15 protein-coding genes and 1 riboswitch are annotated in these 16,261 nt (G+C 71.5%); of the genes, 11 read left to right on the top strand and 4 right to left on the bottom strand.

Annotated features, from left to right (window positions below):
• Positions 1–26 precede the first annotated feature (26 nt).
• Both HQ603_RS08930 and HQ603_RS08925 read left to right on the top strand, forming a co-directional pair.
• Entirely contained in the window at positions 27–770 is a 744-nt protein-coding gene (locus HQ603_RS08930) for a 3-hydroxybutyrate dehydrogenase (protein ID WP_222684295.1), read from the top strand.
• Between the two features lie 52 nt (positions 771–822).
• The gene (locus HQ603_RS08925) at positions 823–1,557 is read left to right on the top strand and encodes an SGNH/GDSL hydrolase family protein (protein WP_222684196.1); all 735 of its coding nucleotides are present in this window, start codon (positions 823–825) and stop codon (positions 1,555–1,557) included.
• 5 nt (positions 1,558–1,562) lie between these two features.
• Here HQ603_RS08925 and HQ603_RS08920 read toward each other — a convergent pair whose 3' ends face one another.
• A complete protein-coding gene (locus HQ603_RS08920; RefSeq protein ID WP_222684195.1) occupies positions 1,563–2,345 on the bottom strand; it encodes a GAF and ANTAR domain-containing protein in 783 nt (260 codons plus the stop codon).
• A gap of 83 nt (positions 2,346–2,428) precedes the next feature.
• Here HQ603_RS08920 and HQ603_RS18880 point away from each other — a divergent pair, with 83 nt between their 5' ends.
• The 4 genes from HQ603_RS18880 (at position 2,429) to HQ603_RS08900 (ending at position 6,996) form a co-directional block, all read left to right on the top strand.
• Positions 2,429–3,214 carry a M23 family metallopeptidase gene (locus HQ603_RS18880; protein ID WP_308126431.1) on the top strand — a complete coding sequence of 262 codons (786 nt, stop codon included), beginning with the start codon at positions 2,429–2,431 and terminating at the stop codon, positions 3,212–3,214.
• A 32-nt stretch (positions 3,215–3,246) separates the two neighbouring features.
• Complete coding sequence (locus tag HQ603_RS08910; protein WP_222684194.1) at positions 3,247–5,037, top strand: acyl-CoA dehydrogenase; 1,791 nt, start codon at positions 3,247–3,249, stop codon at positions 5,035–5,037.
• Between the two features lie 85 nt (positions 5,038–5,122).
• On the top strand, positions 5,123–5,779 hold the full coding sequence (locus tag HQ603_RS08905) for a GntR family transcriptional regulator (protein ID WP_222684193.1): 657 nt from the start codon (positions 5,123–5,125) through the stop codon (positions 5,777–5,779).
• Positions 5,776–6,996, top strand: a complete 1,221-nt coding sequence (locus HQ603_RS08900; protein ID WP_222684192.1) for an MFS transporter — start codon at positions 5,776–5,778, stop codon at positions 6,994–6,996. The genes HQ603_RS08905 and HQ603_RS08900 overlap by 4 nt, the downstream gene beginning before the upstream one ends.
• A 79-nt stretch (positions 6,997–7,075) precedes the next feature.
• Here the strand turns inward: HQ603_RS08900 and HQ603_RS08895 are convergent, their stop codons facing one another.
• Both HQ603_RS08895 and HQ603_RS08890 read right to left on the bottom strand, forming a co-directional pair.
• Positions 7,076–8,395 (bottom strand): M1 family metallopeptidase, encoded by a 1,320-nt coding sequence (locus HQ603_RS08895; RefSeq protein ID WP_222684293.1) that lies wholly within the window; start codon positions 8,393–8,395, stop codon positions 7,076–7,078.
• The gene (locus tag HQ603_RS08890; protein ID WP_222684191.1) at positions 8,395–12,264 is read right to left on the bottom strand and encodes a Pls/PosA family non-ribosomal peptide synthetase; all 3,870 of its coding nucleotides are present in this window, start codon (positions 12,262–12,264) and stop codon (positions 8,395–8,397) included. The genes HQ603_RS08895 and HQ603_RS08890 overlap by 1 nt, the downstream gene beginning before the upstream one ends.
• 171 nt (positions 12,265–12,435) lie before the next feature.
• Between HQ603_RS08890 and HQ603_RS08885 the strand changes: the two genes are divergently transcribed.
• From HQ603_RS08885 to HQ603_RS08870, 5 genes are all read left to right on the top strand, one after another.
• On the top strand, positions 12,436–13,032 hold the full coding sequence (locus HQ603_RS08885) for a TetR/AcrR family transcriptional regulator (protein WP_222684190.1): 597 nt from the start codon (positions 12,436–12,438) through the stop codon (positions 13,030–13,032).
• A 48-nt stretch (positions 13,033–13,080) separates the two neighbouring features.
• The gene (locus tag HQ603_RS08880; protein WP_222684189.1) at positions 13,081–13,629 is read left to right on the top strand and encodes a dihydrofolate reductase family protein; all 549 of its coding nucleotides are present in this window, start codon (positions 13,081–13,083) and stop codon (positions 13,627–13,629) included.
• 122 nt (positions 13,630–13,751) lie between these two features.
• Positions 13,752–13,866: riboswitch (SAM riboswitch) on the top strand.
• Positions 13,867–13,930: 64 nt separating this feature from the next.
• Positions 13,931–15,160, top strand: coding sequence for an aminotransferase class V-fold PLP-dependent enzyme (locus tag HQ603_RS08875; RefSeq protein WP_222684188.1), 1,230 nt, complete (start codon positions 13,931–13,933; stop codon positions 15,158–15,160).
• Positions 15,161–15,168: 8 nt separating this feature from the next.
• Positions 15,169–15,366 (top strand): putative leader peptide, encoded by a 198-nt coding sequence (locus HQ603_RS19220; protein WP_371831031.1) that lies wholly within the window; start codon positions 15,169–15,171, stop codon positions 15,364–15,366.
• The gene (locus HQ603_RS08870; protein WP_222684187.1) at positions 15,296–15,730 is read left to right on the top strand and encodes a hypothetical protein; all 435 of its coding nucleotides are present in this window, start codon (positions 15,296–15,298) and stop codon (positions 15,728–15,730) included. Before HQ603_RS19220 ends, HQ603_RS08870 begins: the two co-directional genes overlap by 71 nt.
• Before the next feature lie 9 nt (positions 15,731–15,739).
• On the opposite strand, the gene HQ603_RS08865 is transcribed toward HQ603_RS08870, so the two are convergent.
• Positions 15,740–16,216, bottom strand: coding sequence for a YbaK/EbsC family protein (locus HQ603_RS08865; protein WP_222684186.1), 477 nt, complete (start codon positions 16,214–16,216; stop codon positions 15,740–15,742).
• Positions 16,217–16,261 lie beyond the last annotated feature (45 nt).

The following is a 16,261-nucleotide window of genomic DNA, read 5'->3' as shown; positions in this document are numbered from 1 at the left end:
GCGACGACGCGACGCGACCCGGCACCATGGATCTGACCGGCCGGACGGCCCTGGTCACGGGCGGGGCGAGCGGCATCGGCGCCGCGGTCGCCGCGACCCTGGCCGGACGCGGCGCCGAGGTGACGGTGGCGGACTTCGACGGCGAGGCCGCGGAGCGCGTCGCCACCGAGATCGGCGGCCGGGCCTGGACGGTGGACCTCACCGACGTCGACGCCCTGGCCGACCTCCGACTCGAGACGGACATCCTGGTGAACAACGCCGGGATCCAACACGTCTCGCCGATCGACGAGTTCGACCCGGCGGCGTTCCGGCGGATCCTCACCCTCATGGTCGAGGCGCCGTTCCTGCTGATCCGCGCCGCCCTGCCCCACATGTACGCGTCCGGCTACGGACGGATCGTCAACATGTCGTCGGTCCACGGCATCCGCGCCTCGGCCAACAAGAGCGCGTACGTCACCGCCAAGCACGCGCTGGAGGGCCTGTCGAAGGTGACCGCGCTCGAGGGCGCGGAGCGCGGCGTGCGCAGCAACTGCGTCAACCCCGGGTACGTGCGAACCCCGTTGGTGGAGAAGCAGATCGCCGATCAGGCCCGAGTGCACGGTATCGGCGAGGACGAGGTGTTGGAGCGCGTGCTGCTCGCCGAGAGTGCCGTGAAGCGGCTCGTCGAGCCCGCCGAGGTGGCGGCGCTGGTGGGGTTCCTCGTCTCCGACGAGGCCTCGATGGTCACCGGGACCTCCTACGTCATGGACGGCGGGTGGAGCGCGAGCTGATCGCACGCGAAACGCGGGCGGCGGCGTCCGGTTGGTCTCTACGATCATCGACGTGCCCACTCGCCACCGCCCGATCCGGTCGGTCGCGCTCGCGCTGACGATCGTCGCCGTGATCGCGGCGGCCGTCCTCGTCACCACCCTGCGCGGGGAGGTCCCGCCGCGTCACCACTACGTGGCCGCGGCCGAGAACCGAGCCGCTCCGCTCCGCGTGACCGTCGTCGGCGACTCCTTCGCCGCCGGGGTCGGAGCCGACGCCCCGACCGGCGGCTACGCGTACGCGGCCGCCGCACGCGGTTGTTGGACGCCGACGCTGGTGGCGTCGTCGGGCACCGGATACGCGCGGGTGCGCTTCCCCGGCACCGTCCCGTTCACCGACCCGACCCGCCTGGCCGCGGTGGCCGCGTCGAATCCCGACGTCGTCGTGGTGCAGGGCAGCGGCAACGACGTCGGCGACGACGGTCTGCGAGCCGCGGCGACCGCGATGTACGCGGCCCTCGCGGTGATCGTGCCGCGCGCTCGCGTCGTCGTCGTGGGGCCGACGGACGCGCCGGCGGCCCGGCACGAGAACATCGGGCGTATCCGCACGATCCTCGCCGAGGTCACCCGGTCCGCGGGGGTGCCGTTCGTCGACCCCGCCGGCGCCCGGTGGTTGGACTGGACCACCGACTACGTGGCCGACGGCATCCACCCGAACGCGGCGGGGCACCGCGCGATGGGAGAGCGGCTGGCCGCGGAGGTGGCCGCGCTCGGAGTGCCGCGGGCGGACGGGTGCCGCGCGGCTTCCTGAGCGGATCAGCTCGGCGCGGCCGAGTCCCCGTCGCCGGACACCTGGTCGCCGGACACCTTGTCGACGAACTCGCGGGCGATGTCGCGCAGCTTGCGGTTGCGGTGTTGCGAGTCGCGCGACAGCATCGCGAACGCCTCGTCCTCGTCGACGCCGTGCAGCGCCATGAGAATGCCCTTCGCCTGCTCGATGGGGGCCCGGTGATCGAGCGCGTCCCGCAGTCCCGTCGCCACCTCGCGCGCGCTGCGCACGCGCGCGTAGTCGCCGATCGCGGTGGCCACGGTCTCGGTGATGACCCGGAGGACGGCCTCGTCGTCGGCGTCGAACGCGCCCGGCTCGGTGCTGTACAGGTTGATCGAGCCGAGGTCGGCGCCGTCGACCCGCAGCGGCACGGCCAGGAAGGACGCGACACCCTCGCCCGCCGAACGGTGCGCGAAGTCCGGCCAGTGGCGGGTGACGTCGTCGATGCCCATGCGCACCGTCTCGCCCGTCCGCGCCGCCTCGAGGCACGGGCCCTCGCCCACCTCGTACTGGTGCGTGTCGACGCGCAGGGTCAGGTCCGCGGTGTGCACGGCGGTGTACGTCATGCCGCCGAAGAGGATGCTGATGCCGCAGGCCGAGGCGCCGCCGACGGCGTCCTGCGCCAACTCGGCGGTCCGCTGCAGAAGTGTCGCCAGATGGTCGTCGTCCCGCACGCTGCCGCCCACCGCCGCCACGACGGCGGCCAGGCGCGCGCCCGACGTGCGACCGGAGGTGTCGTCGGCCAGGGGGCCGGCGCCGTTGTGTGCCACGGTCGACAAACTATCGCACGGGCGCGGGCAGGCTCGGTCGAAACCCGACTCGAGGGTCACTACCGACCGGTACCGTTCCAGCGGTGGTCCAGCTGCTCACCCGTCGCCCCGTCGAGTCGGGTGACCCGCCCGCGTCGGGACCGGTCGTTCCGGTGCGCACGGTGTCGGTGCAGGCGCTGGCGATCGTGCTGGTCCTCGCCGCGGTGGTCTTCGTCGTGCAGGTGACGCGCCCGGGTCCGGCCACCGAGCCGACGGCGGCGGCGCCGGTCGCGGCCGGTGACCTGCGCCCGTCGTTCCTGGTCGAGTCCGAGCGCAATCTGGGACCGCTGCGTCAGATCGCGAAGGCCAACCGCGCCACCGCGGAGGAGGAGTACGCGGCAGCGCTGGCCGTGCTCGCCACCGCCGCGAGCGCGTCGGAGAAGGATCGGCGCCTCGCCGAGTTGCCCCCGGCCGCGGTGGGCCTGCGCATCGGCTCCTACTCCCTGCCGGCCCGCGGCACCTACACCTCGCCGTTCGGCCCGCGCTGGGGAACGATGCATCGGGGCATCGACATCGCCGGCCCCATCGGTACCCCGATCGTGTCCGTCGCGGACGGGCAGGTGATCGAGGCCGGCCCCGCCAGCGGATTCGGGCTGTGGGTCCGGGTGCGTCACGACGACGGCACGGTCTCGATCTACGGCCACGTCGACACTCTCGTCGCGGTCGCCGGACAACGGGTGGCGGCCGGTCAGCAGATCGCCACCATGGGCAATCGGGGCGATTCGACGGGTCCGCACCTCCATTTCGAGACCGTGGTGGACGGCACCCACGTCGATCCCGAGCTGTGGCTCATCGGCCGGGGGATCTCGCTCGGTCCGACGGGCGACTGACCTGCGCGGTCGTCGGTACTACCCTCGGAAGAATGTCGTCCTCAGCCGATATTCCCGCCTCTCTGATCCTGTCGCGTCGGGACCTCGAGTTTCTGCTCTACGAATGGCTCGACGTCGAATCCCTGACCGAGCGCAAACGGTTCGCCGAGCACTCGCGCGAGACCTTCGACGCGGTGCTCGAGCTCAGCGAGCAGATCGCCGTCAAGCACTTCGCGCCGCACAACAAGAAGGCCGACGCGAACGAACCGCGGGTGGGTGACGACGGCAAGGTCGTGCTCATCCCCGAGGTCGAGAAGGCCCTGCAGGTCTTCACCGAGGCCGGCCTGATCGCCGGGCAGTTCGACGAGTCGCTCGGCGGGATGCAGCTGCCGACGACGGTGTCGAAGGCGTCGCTGGCGTGGTTTCAGGCCGCGAACACCGGCACCGCCACCTACCCGTTCCTCACCATCGGCAACGCCAACCTGCTGATCGAGTACGGCGGCGAGGATCTGATCGACCGGTACGTCCGGCCCATGCTCGAGGGTCGGTTTCACGGCACCATGTGTCTGTCGGAGCCGGGTGCGGGATCGTCGCTGGCCTACATCACCACCAAGGCCACCCCGCGTGACGACGGCACCTACTCGGTCACGGGGACCAAGATGTGGATCTCGGGTGGCGACCACGAGCTGGGCGAGAACATCGTCCACCTGGTTTTGGCGAAGCTGCCCGACGCGCCGGCAGGCGTGAAGGGCATCTCGCTCTTCGTCGTCCCGAAGCACCTGGTGAACGAGGACGGCTCGCTCGGCGAGCGGAACGACGTGAACCTGGTCGGCCTGAACCACAAGATGGGCTACCGCGGCACCACCAACACCCTGCTCGCCTTCGGTGAGAAGGGCGGGGCGACAGGCTATCTGGTGGGCGAGCCGCACAAGGGCCTGGCGTACATGTTCAAGATGATGAACGAGGCGCGCATCGGCGTCGGTATGGGTGCGACCGCCCTGGGCTACACGGGTTACCTGCACTCGCTCGAGTACGCGCGGGAGCGCACGCAGGGTCGCCCGGTGGGGGACAAGGATCCGGCGGCTCCGCAGGTGCCGATCGTCGACCATCCCGACGTCCGGCGCATGCTGCTCGCCCAGAAGTCCTACGCCGAAGGTGGTCTGGCTCTGGGGCTGTACTGCTCGCGGTTGGTCGACGAGCAGATCACCGGCGAGCCCGACGCCGCCGAGCGCGCGGGGTTCCTGCTGGACGTGCTGACGCCGATCGCCAAGGCGTGGCCCTCGCAGTGGTGCCTCGAGGCGAACAACCTGGCCATCCAGGTCCACGGCGGATACGGCTACACCCGCGACTACAACGTCGAGCAGTTCTACCGCGACAACCGGTTGAACCCGATCCACGAGGGCACCAACGGTATTCAGGGTCTCGACCTGCTCGGCCGCAAGGTGGTGGCGCAGAACGGTCGCGGCCTGCAACTGCTCGTGGAGGCCATCACCACCACCCTCGACGCCTCCACCGGCGAGGACGTCCGCGACCACGCCGAGGCGTTGCGCGCCGCGGTGAACCGACTGGTGGAGGTCACCGGAACGGTCTGGGGTCAGGGCGATCCCGATCTGGCCCTGGCCAACTCGACGGCCTACCTCGAGGCCACCGGCCATCTGGTGGTCGCGTGGCTCTGGCTCGAGCAGCTCAATGCCGTGGGCGAGAAGACCGGCGCGTTCTACGACGGCAAGCGGGCCGCCGCGCAGTACTTCTTCCGATACGAGCTGCCCAAGGTCGGTCCGCAGTTCGACCTCGTGGCGTCGCTCGACCGCACCCTGCTCGACCTCGATCCGTCGGTGCTCTGAGCTGCCGGCGCGGCACCCGAGTATCCGTGTAAGTCCGGTCACACTCGGGTGCGGCTGCCGTGCGTTCCCTGCTTAGATACAAGTTGTGCGCAACACGGAACCGACGTCGGCCGACCGGGCCTACACGACCGTGAAAGAGCTCATCGTCTCGGGCGAACTGCCCGGGGGTGAGCTCATCAGCGAAGGACAGATCGCCGCGCGCACCGGCACCAGCCGCACCCCCGTGCGGGAGGCGTTCCTGCGCCTCGCCGCCGAAGGCTGGATGCGGCTCTACCCCAAGCGAGGGGCGCTGATCGTGCCCATCGCACCCGACGAGGCGGCCCATATCGTGGACGCCCGTCGGCTCGTGGAAACCGGCAGTCTCGCCGCGTTCGCCGACGACGCCGCCACCCGCAGCGCCGTCGCGGACCTCATGCGGGCCAGTCTCGACCGACAGCGCGCCCTCGCCGACGACGGCGACGCGCACCGGTTCGCGGCCGAGGACGCCGACTTCCACACCCTCGTCGTGACTCACGGGGCGAACCCCCTGCTGTCGACGTTCTATTCGGGCCTGCGCGACCGGCAACGACGGATGACGTCGAACTCCGTGGCGCGCAACCCGGAAGCGTGGGCGTCGATCGTCGACGACCACACGCGTCTGACCGCATTCGTCGAGCAGGGTGACGTGGCCGGCTTCGAGGTGGCGCTGAGCCGCCACATGGCTGCCACGCATTCCCTGCCGCCCAGCAGAGGACTTTCATGACCACCACCGCTCCGGCCTCGTCCACCACCGGGACCAGGCCCTGGTTACCGGTCGCCCTCGGCATGCTCGCCGTCGCCTGGGGCGGCAACGAGTTCACGCCGCTCCTGGTGATGTACCGCGAGGGGTACGGCTTCTCGCCCGTCGTCGTCGACGTCTTCCTCTTCGCGTACGTGGTCGGCATCGTGCCGGCGTTGCTCGTCGGCGGACCGCTGTCCGATCGGTACGGACGCCGCCCGCTCATGCTGCCCGCGCCGCTGATCGCCGCGGCCGGCTCCCTGCTCATCGCCCTCGGATCCCACACGGCTGCACTGCTGTCCGTCGGCCGCGTCCTCAGCGGCGTCGCGCTCGGGCTCGGCATGGCCGTCGGCGGCAGCTGGGTGAAGGAGCTGTCCGTCGACTCGCCCACGGCCGGCGCACGGCGAGCCGCGATGTCCCTCACCGCGGGCTTCGCCACCGGCGCCGGGGTGGCGGGCGTGCTGGCCCAGTGGGCGCCCTGGCCCGACATGCTGCCCTACGCGGTGCACATCGGTCTCGCCGTGCTCGCGACGCTCGCGCTCGCCGGAGTCCGGGAGACCGTCGTCGACGGGGACCGCACCACCCCGCTGCGCGACGACCTGCGCATCCCGACGGCCGGGCACGCCCGCTTCCTCACCGTCGTTCTTCCCGTGGCGCCGTGGGTGTTCGGCGCGGCGAGCGTGGCCTACGCGGTGCTGCCCGGGTTGATGGCCGACCACGCCGGGGCCTTCCCCGTCGCGTTCTCGGCGCTGCTCGGCGTCGTCGCGTTGTCGTCGGGCTTCGCGATCCAGGCGCTCGGCCGACGCATCGACACGCCGTCGAGCGCGCGGGCCGTCCTGGTGGCCCTGGCCATCGTGGTCGTCGGCATGGTGCTGGTGGCCGTCGCCGCGGACGTGCTGGTGGTGCCGATGGCGCTGCTCGCGGCCGCGGTGCTGGGCGGCGGGTACGGCATGGCGATGGTCTCGGGTCTGCAGGAGGTGCAGCGCATCGCCGGGCCGACGGATCTCGCCGGGCTGACCGCGGTCTTCTACTCGGTGACCTACCTCGGATTCGCGGTGCCCGCACTGCTGGCCCTGCTGGTCGAGGAGACGGCACTCACGTACCCCGAGTTGTTCGGTGCCGGAGTGGTTCTCGCCGTGGTCTCGCTGGCCGTGGTGGCCCGTAACTCCCGCCGCCACCTCCCGGCTCCCGCGTCCCGCTGACGCTGTCCGCAGCTGCGGACGGTGCACCGTCCGTAACTGTACGAACGACCCGCGGGAAGCCGGATCCGGGGTGGAGCACTCAGGGGAGCGGGGGGAGCGCCGTCTGCTCGAGCCACGGCCCGAAGAACCCCGGGTCGACCCCGTGGCGTTCGGCGAGCTCCACGAAGTCGGACGCGGCCACCACCGAATGCCGGTGACTCGCCGTCCATTCGCGCAGAAGGGCGAAGAACGACTCGTCTCCGACGGTGCGCCGCAGCGCGTGCAGAACCAACGCGCCGCGCTTGTACACACGATCGTCGAACATGTCCGCGGGGCCGGGATCGCCCAGCAGAAGGTCCTGCGGCAGACCGGCCAGCCGGGAGCGCGTGCGGGTGGCGAGTTGGTGCGCGCTGGAGGACCCCGACGCCTCGGACCAGAGCCACTCGGCGTAGCAGGCGAACCCCTCGTGCAGCCAGATGTCCTGCCACCGACCGAGGGTCAGGCTGTTGCCGAACCACTGGTGCGCGAGTTCGTGTGCGACCAATCGCTCGTAGCCGCGACGCCCGTCGCAGTGGTTGGCGCCGAACACCGACAGCGTCTGCGCCTCCACGGGGATCTCGAGATCGTCGTCGGTGATCACCACGCCGTACGACGGGTAGGGGTAGGGCCCGAACCGCTCGACGAAGGCCGACATCATCTGCTGTTGCCGGCCGAAGTCGTGGTCGATCAGCGTGCGCAGTCGCGGCGGCGCGTACGCGTCGACGGGTACCGGCGTCTCGCAGAGGCGGCGCTTCTCGTAGAGCCCGATCTGCACCGTCGCCAGGTACGTCGCCATCGGCTCGGGCTGGTGGTAGGTCCACGTGGTGCGCGACGACCGGACCCGCGTGTGCAGCAACGTGCCGTTGGAGATCACGTGGTACGGCGAGTCGGTGGTGATCGAGATGCGGTACGCCGCTTTGGAACTCGGGTGGTCGTCGCACGGGAACCACGACGACGCACCGTTGGGCTGGCTGGCGACGATCACGCCGTCGGTCAGCTCCTCCCAGCCGACCTCGCCCCAGCGCCCGGCGATCGGGGTGGGATTGCCGGCGTACGCGACGGCGACGGAGAAGGACGCCCCGGCGGCGATCGGCGTCTGCGGGGTCACGACGAGCTTGCCCGCCCGATGGGTGAACCGGGCGCGCCGCGATCCGCTCACGCTCACCTTGGTCGGGGTCAGCGCGGGCCCCAGGTCGAGGGTCAGCGCGGCGGCGTCCTGAGTCGCCACCGCGTGCACGATCGTGGTGCCGCTCAAGCGATTCGAGGGCACCTTGTACTCGAGGTCGAGCTCGTACCGCTCCACGGTGTACCCGCGGTTGCCGTGACCGGGGATGTAGGGGTCGAGGGGTTCGTCGGACGCCGTCGGAGTGGGCCGCCCCATCAGGCGGACCACGGCGCGATGGGGTTGCCCTGCCACCGACTCGAGTCCGGAACCGTGTCACCACGCATGACCAGCGACGCCGGTCCGACCGTCGCGCCCGCGCCGATCCCGGCCGCGGGAAGGGCGACGCAGTGCGGCCCGAGCGTCGCTCCGGGGCCGAGGGTGACGGTGTCCATGCTCATGATCCGATCATGGAACAGATGGGTCTGCACAACGCACCCTCGGTTCACGGTCGCGCCGTCGCCGAGGGTGATGAGATCCGCCTCCGGCAACCAGTACGTCTCGCACCAGACTCCCCGTCCGATGTGCGCGCCGAGCCAGCGCAGCCAGACGTTGAGCACCGGCGTGCCCTCGGCCGCGCGGGCGAACCACGGTGCGGCGACCGTTTCGACGAAGGTGTCGGCCACCTCGTTGCGCCACACGAACGAACTCCACAGCGGATGCTCGACGGCGTCGATGCGCCCCACGAGCGTCCACTTGGCGACGGCCGACACGGCCGCGGCGACGGCGCCCGCCACCAGCAGGACGATTCCGGAGAGCAGGGCGGCCGCCCAGTAGCCGAGCGTCCCGGCGATCCAGGTGAGGGCGGCGAGCACCCCGAACCCGATGGCGAAGGAGACGACCACGGGCACCAGTCGACACGTCTCGACGAGCGCGCGCGCGATCTTCAGGCGCCGCGGCGGGTCGAAGGTGCGGCTGCTGTCGGTCGACGCGGGCGCCCGGCGCAGACGGACGGGCGGGCTGCCGAGCCACGACGTGCCGGCCTTGGACTTGGCCGGCGCCGCCGAGAGCACCGCCACCAGACCATTCTTCGGCACCCGTCGTCCCGCGGCGGCCATGCCGGAGTTGCCGAGGAAGGCGCGCTTGCCCACCTTGGCCTGGCCGATCATCATCCATCCGCCGCCGAGTTCGTAGCTCGCGACCATGGTGTCGTCGGCGAGGAACGCGCCGTCGCCGACCGTCGTGAACTTCGGGACCATGAGCACCGTGGAGGCCTCGACGTCCTTGCCGATGTCCGCGCCGAGCAGCCGCAGCCAGCCCGGGGTGAGCAGCGAGGCGTAGAGCGGGAAGAGGAACGTGCGGGCGCTGTCGAGGAGCCGTTCGGTGGTCCAGACCTGCCAGCCCACCCGGCTGCGCACCGGATGGTGACCGGGGGTCATCCCGATCGCGAGGAGCCGCACGGCGACCAGGGTGATCAGTGCGAACACCCCGAGCGAGAGCAGGGTGGCGGGGGCGAGAGCCAGGGCGCCCCGACCGACCGCGCCGGCGAGGGTGCGGGCCCCGGCGGACGCCCACCCGACCACCAGCAGCCCGACGGCGATGGCGAACAGCGGCAGCCCCGAGAGCACCAGGGACGTCAGGCCGTAGACCGGCACCCAGGCGCGGCTGCGCCGGGGCCGGGACGACGGCCAGGGGCGGGTGGCCTTGCCGACCTTGCCCGCCGGGGAGCCGGACCACTGCTGGTTGGCCTTGACCTTGCCGGCGACAGCCGACCCCGCCGTGACCTCGGCGTTCTTGCCCACCTTGGCCCCGGGCAGGAGCGTCGACCGCGCCCCGACCGTGGCGCCGGGACCGACCTCGACGTGCCCGATGTGCACGACGTCGCCGTCGATCCAGTACCCGGTCAGATCGACCTCCGGCTCGATGGAACAGCCGTCGCCGAGGGTCAGCATGCCGGTGACCGGGGGGAGCGTGTGCAGGTCCACGTCGTGACCCACCCGGGCGCCGAGAGCGCGGGCGTAGTCGACCATCCACGGCGCGCCGGACAGGTTGGTCGCGCCGGAGGCGTCGGCGAGGCGGTTGGCCGTCCAGAGACGCAGGTGGACGCTGCCGCCGCGGGGGTAGCTACCCGGCCGGACGCCGCGCAGCAGGACGCGGGCGCCGATCACCGAGACGGCCATGCGGCCGAGGGGTGACACCACCAGGACGAAGCCGAGCAGCGGCCACCACCACGACACGGTGGGCAACCACGAGATCGGGCGGATCCACGAGGCGACGTTCGCGGCGATGGCGAGCCACGTCACCCACTGCAGCCCGGTCAGCGTCGTCAGGGGCAGGGTGGCCGCCACCTGGATCAGTTGCGCTCGACGGGGTGTCGGCTCGACCGACCGGGTCTCCTGCCGCGTGGTGGGGTCCATGTCCTCGAGCAGCGCGACGAGGGAGCCGAGACGCGGCCGGTCGTAGAGGTCGGCGACCGTGATCGTCGGGTATCGCTCGCGCAGCCGGGTCACCAACTGCGCGGCGGTGAGCGAGCCGCCGCCCGCGGCGAAGAAATCGGCGTCCAACGAGGTGATCTCGGCCCCGAGGACGTCGGTCCACACCGCGGCGACCCAGGCGGCGGTCTCGTCGAGATCGACGGTGGGCGTGGCGCCGTCGGGGGTGGCGGCCCGGCCGGGCAGCGGCCACGGCAGGGCGTTCCGATCCACCTTGCCCGACGTCCGGGTCGGCAGATCGTCGACGAGGGCGAGGCGTGGCACCATGGCGGCCGGAAGCTGTTCGGCCAGAATCTCTCTCGCTCGGATCAGATCGAATTCCGGGTCCGTGCTCACCAGGTAGCCGACGAGAACCGGTGTGCCGGAACCGGTCGTGCGGACGGCCGCGGCCGCGCCGCCGACGCCGGGCAGGTTCTGCAGCGCCGTGTCGACCTCGCCGAGCTCGATGCGACGTCCGCCCACCTTGACCTGATCGTCGGCCCTGCCCTGGAAGAGCAGACCCTCGACCTCGAGTCGCACCAGATCGCCACTGCGATAGGCACGGTCCCATCCGAGACTCGGCATGGGCGCGTACTTCTCGGCGTCCTTGGCGGGATCGAGGTAGCGCGCCAGGCCGACGCCGCCGATCACCAGTTCGCCGACCTCGCCGACGGGGACCGGCTGTTCGTCCGGGCCGACCACCGCGAGATCCCACCCGTCGAGCGGTAGTCCGATGCGGACCGGTCCGCGGCCGTCCATGAGCGCGGCGCACGCCACGACGGTGGCCTCGGTGGGACCGTAGGTGTTCCACACTTCCCGGCCCGGAACCGCCAGGCGCTCCGCCAGATCCGGGGGACAGGCCTCGCCGCCGAAGATCAACAGCCGCACGTCCTCGAGCGCCTCACGCGGCCAGAGCGACGCGAGCGTGGGCACCGTGGACACCACGGTGATGTCGCGCGCGACCAGCCAGGGCCCGAGATCCATGCCGGAGCGGACGAGCGAGCGAGGGGCCGGCACCAGGCACGCCCCGGACGCCCAGGCGAGCCACATCTCCTCGCACGACGCGTCGAACGCCACCGACAGTCCCGCGAGCACCCGGTCGCCCGGGCCGAGCGGACGATCCTGCAGGAACAGCCGGGACTCGGCGTCGACGAACGCCGCCGCGTTGCGGTTGCTCACCGCGACGCCCTTCGGCGTACCGGTCGAGCCGGAGGTGAAGATCACCCACGCGTCGTCGTCGATCGTCGGGTGTCCCACCGGGCGTCCCGTCCCGACGCGCCCGGTGCCGGTGATGCCGCTCTCGGTCACGATCGCGGTGACCCCGGCCTCGGAGAAGACCAGGTCCGCCCGTTCGTCGGGATCGTCGACGTCGACCGGGACGTACGCCGCACCCGCGGCGATCACCGACAGGATCGCCGCGTACAGGCCGTAGCCGCCCGACGGCATGCGCACCCCGACGCGATCACCGGCGCTGACCCCGTGCCGGGCCAACCACTGCGCGCCCTCGTCGATGTTCACCATCAGCTCCGCGTAGGAGACGACGCTCTCGCCGTCGTCCACCGCCGGTGCGTCCGGGAACCGCTCGGCGGTGTCGGTGAGGACGTCGACGAGCGTGCGCGGCGGTGCAGCGGCCGGCGAGCGCAGGAACGCCTCGGGTATCGCGGGGTGCGGGGACATCTGCCGGGCGGCCTCTTTCGATGAGCAGGGACGTCTCGTCGCAGAAGGTTATGACACCCGCAGTTTGCGAGGAGATGAACAGCGGCGGGGTGGGCGCCCGTCCGTCCGGTGGTTGACGGCGAACCGCGGCGGGCGTAATACTTAATGAACGTTCATTTATTGAGGAGTATCATGGCAGGCCGTCCCCGGAGGATCGACGACTCCGCGATCTACGAGGCGATGATCCGCGTCATGGGTCGGACCGGTCCCGGAGCGATGACCCTGGCCGTCGTCGCGGAGGAGGCCGGCGTCGTCCCGGCCACACTGGTGCAGCGGTTCGGGTCGAAGCGCGGTCTGCTGCTGGGACTCGCGGAGTACAGCGCGGGGCGGTCGGCGGACCTGCGCGAACAGGCGCAACGGGATCGGCGCCACCCCCTCGACGTGCTCGTCGAGCTTCTCGTCGGCACCTGGGACGTCGCCACGACGCCGCGGGAGTACGCCAATCATCTGGCGTTCCTCTGCGCCGATCTGACCGACGCGCAGTTCCTGGAACTGACGCAGGAGAGTCACCGTGCGCAGCGCGCCCTGCTGGCCGATCTGCTGCGCGCGAGCGTCGACACCGGCGATCTGGCGGGCGGGACGGACATCGACGCCCTCACCGCGACGATCGAGTCGGTCGTCGTCGGCGCGGGCGTCGTCTGGGCCGTCGACCCACGCGGCACCCTCACCGACCGCCTCCGTGCCGCGCTCGAGTCCGTCCTGGCTCCCCACCGCACCCGCACTCCCTGACCGTCCGTTCTCACCGTCACCGACTCACCCCGACAGGAGCACCCTCCCGTGACCACACCGGCCGCACCCACCCGCACCTTCTCCACGAGGGTCTTCATCGCCACCAGCCTCGACGGTTACATCGCCCGTCCGGGGGGTGAACTGGACTGGCTCGTCGAGCGTGGAGAGCGGGCCGGCGACACGGGATACGACGCCTTCATCGCCGACATCGACACCATCGTGATGGGGCGCAACACCTACGAGACGGCGCGGAGTTTCGGTTCCTGGCCCTACCCCGGCACGCCCGTCCGGGTTCTCAGCACGCAGCTCGACACCGACGACCCGAACGTCACCGTCGCCCGCACCGTCCCCGACCTCGTGCGCGACCTCGACGAGGCGGGTGCCCGACACGTCTACGTCGACGGTGGCCGACTGATCCAGACGTTCCTCCGCGAGAACCTCGTCGACCGGCTGACGATCACCACGGCGCCCGTTCTGCTCGGCGTGGGCATTCCGCTGTTCGGTGCACTGGATCGCGACCTGGAACTCCGGCATCTCCACACCGCGACCCTCGCGGAGGGATTCGTGCAGACCACGTACGAGGTCCCTCGGGGCTGAGGGGCTGAGAGCCGGAAACGGGCTGCGGCCCTGCGCAATCGACGTGTCGGGTCCCGAGTCGGCCGTCCGCGCAGGCCGCGTCCGAGTTGACAGCCTCGGCGGCCTTTGCCATTCTGCTGACAGGTCACGAGTACCAGCAACAAGCCCCGGCTCGCTGGTCGGCAACCCTCCTTCCGCGGTGGGGTGCTCCGGGTGACGACCTGGCCGAGTTCCGACCGGAACCGGCAAGCGCGGATCGTCTCACGCCGCCACGGGGAGTACTCGTGCGTCGTCTGCGGTCCCCGGACCGAAGGGTATCGCCATGACTGTCACCACCCCTCTCGCTGCCGTCCTCGGCTCCGATCACACCGTGCGCTGTTCCGACGGGATCGTCCGCTGCACACTCGATCTCGACTACGCGGCCAGTGCGCCGGCGTTGGCCGCGGTGGTCGAGCGCGTCCAGGAGGTGGTGCCGTTCTCGGCCAGCGTCCATCGCGGTGCCGGGCACAAGTCGGCGGTGTGCACCGAGGCCTACGAGGCGGCTCGCCGGACCGTGCACGCGTTCTGCGGGGCGGACGACGAGGACGTCGTGATCTTCGGGCGCAACACCACGGACGCACTGAATCTGTTGGCGCACAGCGTTCCCGGCGACGTCGTGGTCCTCGACGTCGAGCACCACGCGAACCTGCTGCCCTGGCGTCGTCGTCGGGTGGTGCGTACCGAGCGCACCATCACCGCGACGCTCGCTCGCCTGGACGCGGTGTTGTCCGCGAAACCCGCTGCGCTGCTGGCGGTCACGGGCGCGTCGAACGTGACCGGTGAGGTGCTGCCGATCGCGGACCTCGCGGCGCTGGCGCACCGCCACGGTGCGCGCATCCTGGTGGACGGCGCGCAACTGGTGCCGCACCGCCGCGTCGACATCACCGCCGCGGGGGTGGACTACCTCGCGTTCAGCGGCCACAAGCTCTACGCGCCCTTCGGTGCCGGTGTTCTGGTGGGCCGGCGCGACTGGCTCGACGCGGCCGACCCGTACCTCGCCGGAGGCGGTGCGACGTCAGGGGTGTCGGTCCTGGCCGACGGGGACGTGGACACCCACTGGTTCCCCGCGCCCGCCCGGCACGAGGGCGGCACCCCGAACCTGCTCGGCGCGGTCGCGCTGGCGGCGGCGTGCGACGAGATCGCCCGGCTGGACCCGGCGGCCGTCGCGGCGCACGACCGCGCCGCCACCGACGCCGTCGTGCGCGGGCTGACGCGACTCGGCGGCGTCCGGGTGCTGCGGGTCTGGGACGACTCGGACGACGTCGTCGGCATCGTCTCCTTCACCGTCGACGGCGTGGCCCCGACCGTCGTCGCCGACGTCCTGGCTCGCGACCACGCCGTGGCCGTGCGCGCCGGGAAGTTCTGCGCGCATCCGTTGCTCGCGCGCCTCGGCGCCGACGACGGTGCGGTCCGCGTGTCCGTCGGGCTCGGCACCACGTCGGCGCACGTCGAGGCGTTCCTCGACGCGCTGACTGTGACCTGCCTCTCACTGCGCGCCGGTGTCGCGGCGTGATCGATAGCATGACGAACGTGATGGGGGACCGGCTCTGGACTCGACGACACGTCGATCTGTGCCGTTCCACGTCCAGCGCGTGTCGGACCGGTGATCGCCTCGGCCCCGTAGTTCCCGCCGTCGACTGGACCCCTCATGACCCTCGTCTTTCTCGATCCCACCCTCGCTCTCGACGTCGTCGAGTCTCCCCACGACGTCACCGGTGACGTTCCCGGCGTCGTCCGATTCGGTGGCGTCGACCTCTCCACCGCACAGGCGCGCTACCGACGCCTGCGGACCGAGCATCCCGACGCGCGCATCCTCGTCGACCTCGACGTGCACCTCGCGTACGACGCGCGTACCGCCCGTGGCGAGGTCCTCGCCGCCGCGGTCGCTCCCCGCCCGGACACCCTGCGCTACGTGGGAACGCCGGCCGGGCTGGCCGGGTTGATCGCGGACATCGTCGCCGCCGGCGTGGCCGACGGCGTCACCGTGCGGCCCGTGCTCGACCGTGCCCGTGACCGCGTCGTCCGGACCGTCACCACCGAGGTGGCGTCGCTCCTCGATTCACGGACCGCCCGCGCGTCCTGACCGGGCCGGTCAGGGGCCGACGTCGATCGCGAGACCCGCTGTGATGCGGAGCAATTCGCGGTACGACGTCCGGAAGGTGACGTCGGGATGCCCGGCCGACGCCCACAGTCGGTCGTGCTCACCGAGCATCTCGTCGACGTAGGTCGGCAGGTTGGTCGGATGGCCGACGGGAGAGACGGATCCGACCGACTGACCCGTCGCGTGGCGGACCACGTCGGGCGGCGCGTGGGTCAGCGTGCCCTCCAGGCGTCGTCCCGTGGCGACCAGGTCGACGTTGTGGGCGCCGGACACGAGCAGCAGCACCGGATCGTCGTCGAGCAGATGGACCAACGACTTGACCACCGCGCCCACGGCCACGCCATGGGCTGCGGCGACCGCGCGCGCCGTCGACGCCGGCGTCTCGTGGGTGACCAGAACGCCGTGGTGGCCACGCGAGATCAGGACGTCCGCGACGTGCGCGGCGGCGGGGTGCGGAGTCCTGGCCATGACCGAAGAATAGGGTGGAAACCGCTGTCGTGCCCGCAGGTCGGC

The organism is Rhodococcoides corynebacterioides (assembly GCF_019834675.1).
Taxonomy (GTDB): Bacteria; Actinomycetota; Actinomycetes; order Mycobacteriales; family Mycobacteriaceae; genus Rhodococcoides; species Rhodococcoides corynebacterioides_A.
The sequence above is the reverse complement of the archived record's forward strand: the minus strand, read 5'-3'. Positions and strand labels throughout refer to the sequence as shown.

What these genes read in the sequence shown, in the direction of transcription:
- HQ603_RS08930 (WP_222684295.1), top strand. Translation starts at nt 27, where the DNA reads ATGGATCTGACCGGCCGGACGGCCCTGGTCACGGGCGGGGCGAGCGGC.
- HQ603_RS08910 (WP_222684194.1), top strand. Translation starts at nt 3,247, where the DNA reads ATGTCGTCCTCAGCCGATATTCCCGCCTCTCTGATCCTGTCGCGTCGG.
- HQ603_RS08900 (WP_222684192.1), top strand. Translation starts at nt 5,776, where the DNA reads ATGACCACCACCGCTCCGGCCTCGTCCACCACCGGGACCAGGCCCTGG.
- HQ603_RS08895 (WP_222684293.1), bottom strand. Translation starts at nt 8,395, where the DNA reads ATGGGGCGGCCCACTCCGACGGCGTCCGACGAACCCCTCGACCCCTAC.
- HQ603_RS08890 (WP_222684191.1), bottom strand. Translation starts at nt 12,264, where the DNA reads ATGTCCCCGCACCCCGCGATACCCGAGGCGTTCCTGCGCTCGCCGGCC.
- HQ603_RS08885 (WP_222684190.1), top strand. Translation starts at nt 12,436, where the DNA reads ATGGCAGGCCGTCCCCGGAGGATCGACGACTCCGCGATCTACGAGGCG.
- HQ603_RS08875 (WP_222684188.1), top strand. Translation starts at nt 13,931, where the DNA reads ATGACTGTCACCACCCCTCTCGCTGCCGTCCTCGGCTCCGATCACACC.
- HQ603_RS19220 (WP_371831031.1), top strand. Translation starts at nt 15,169, where the DNA reads ATGACGAACGTGATGGGGGACCGGCTCTGGACTCGACGACACGTCGAT.
- HQ603_RS08870 (WP_222684187.1), top strand. Translation starts at nt 15,296, where the DNA reads ATGACCCTCGTCTTTCTCGATCCCACCCTCGCTCTCGACGTCGTCGAG.
- HQ603_RS08865 (WP_222684186.1), bottom strand. Translation starts at nt 16,216, where the DNA reads ATGGCCAGGACTCCGCACCCCGCCGCCGCGCACGTCGCGGACGTCCTG.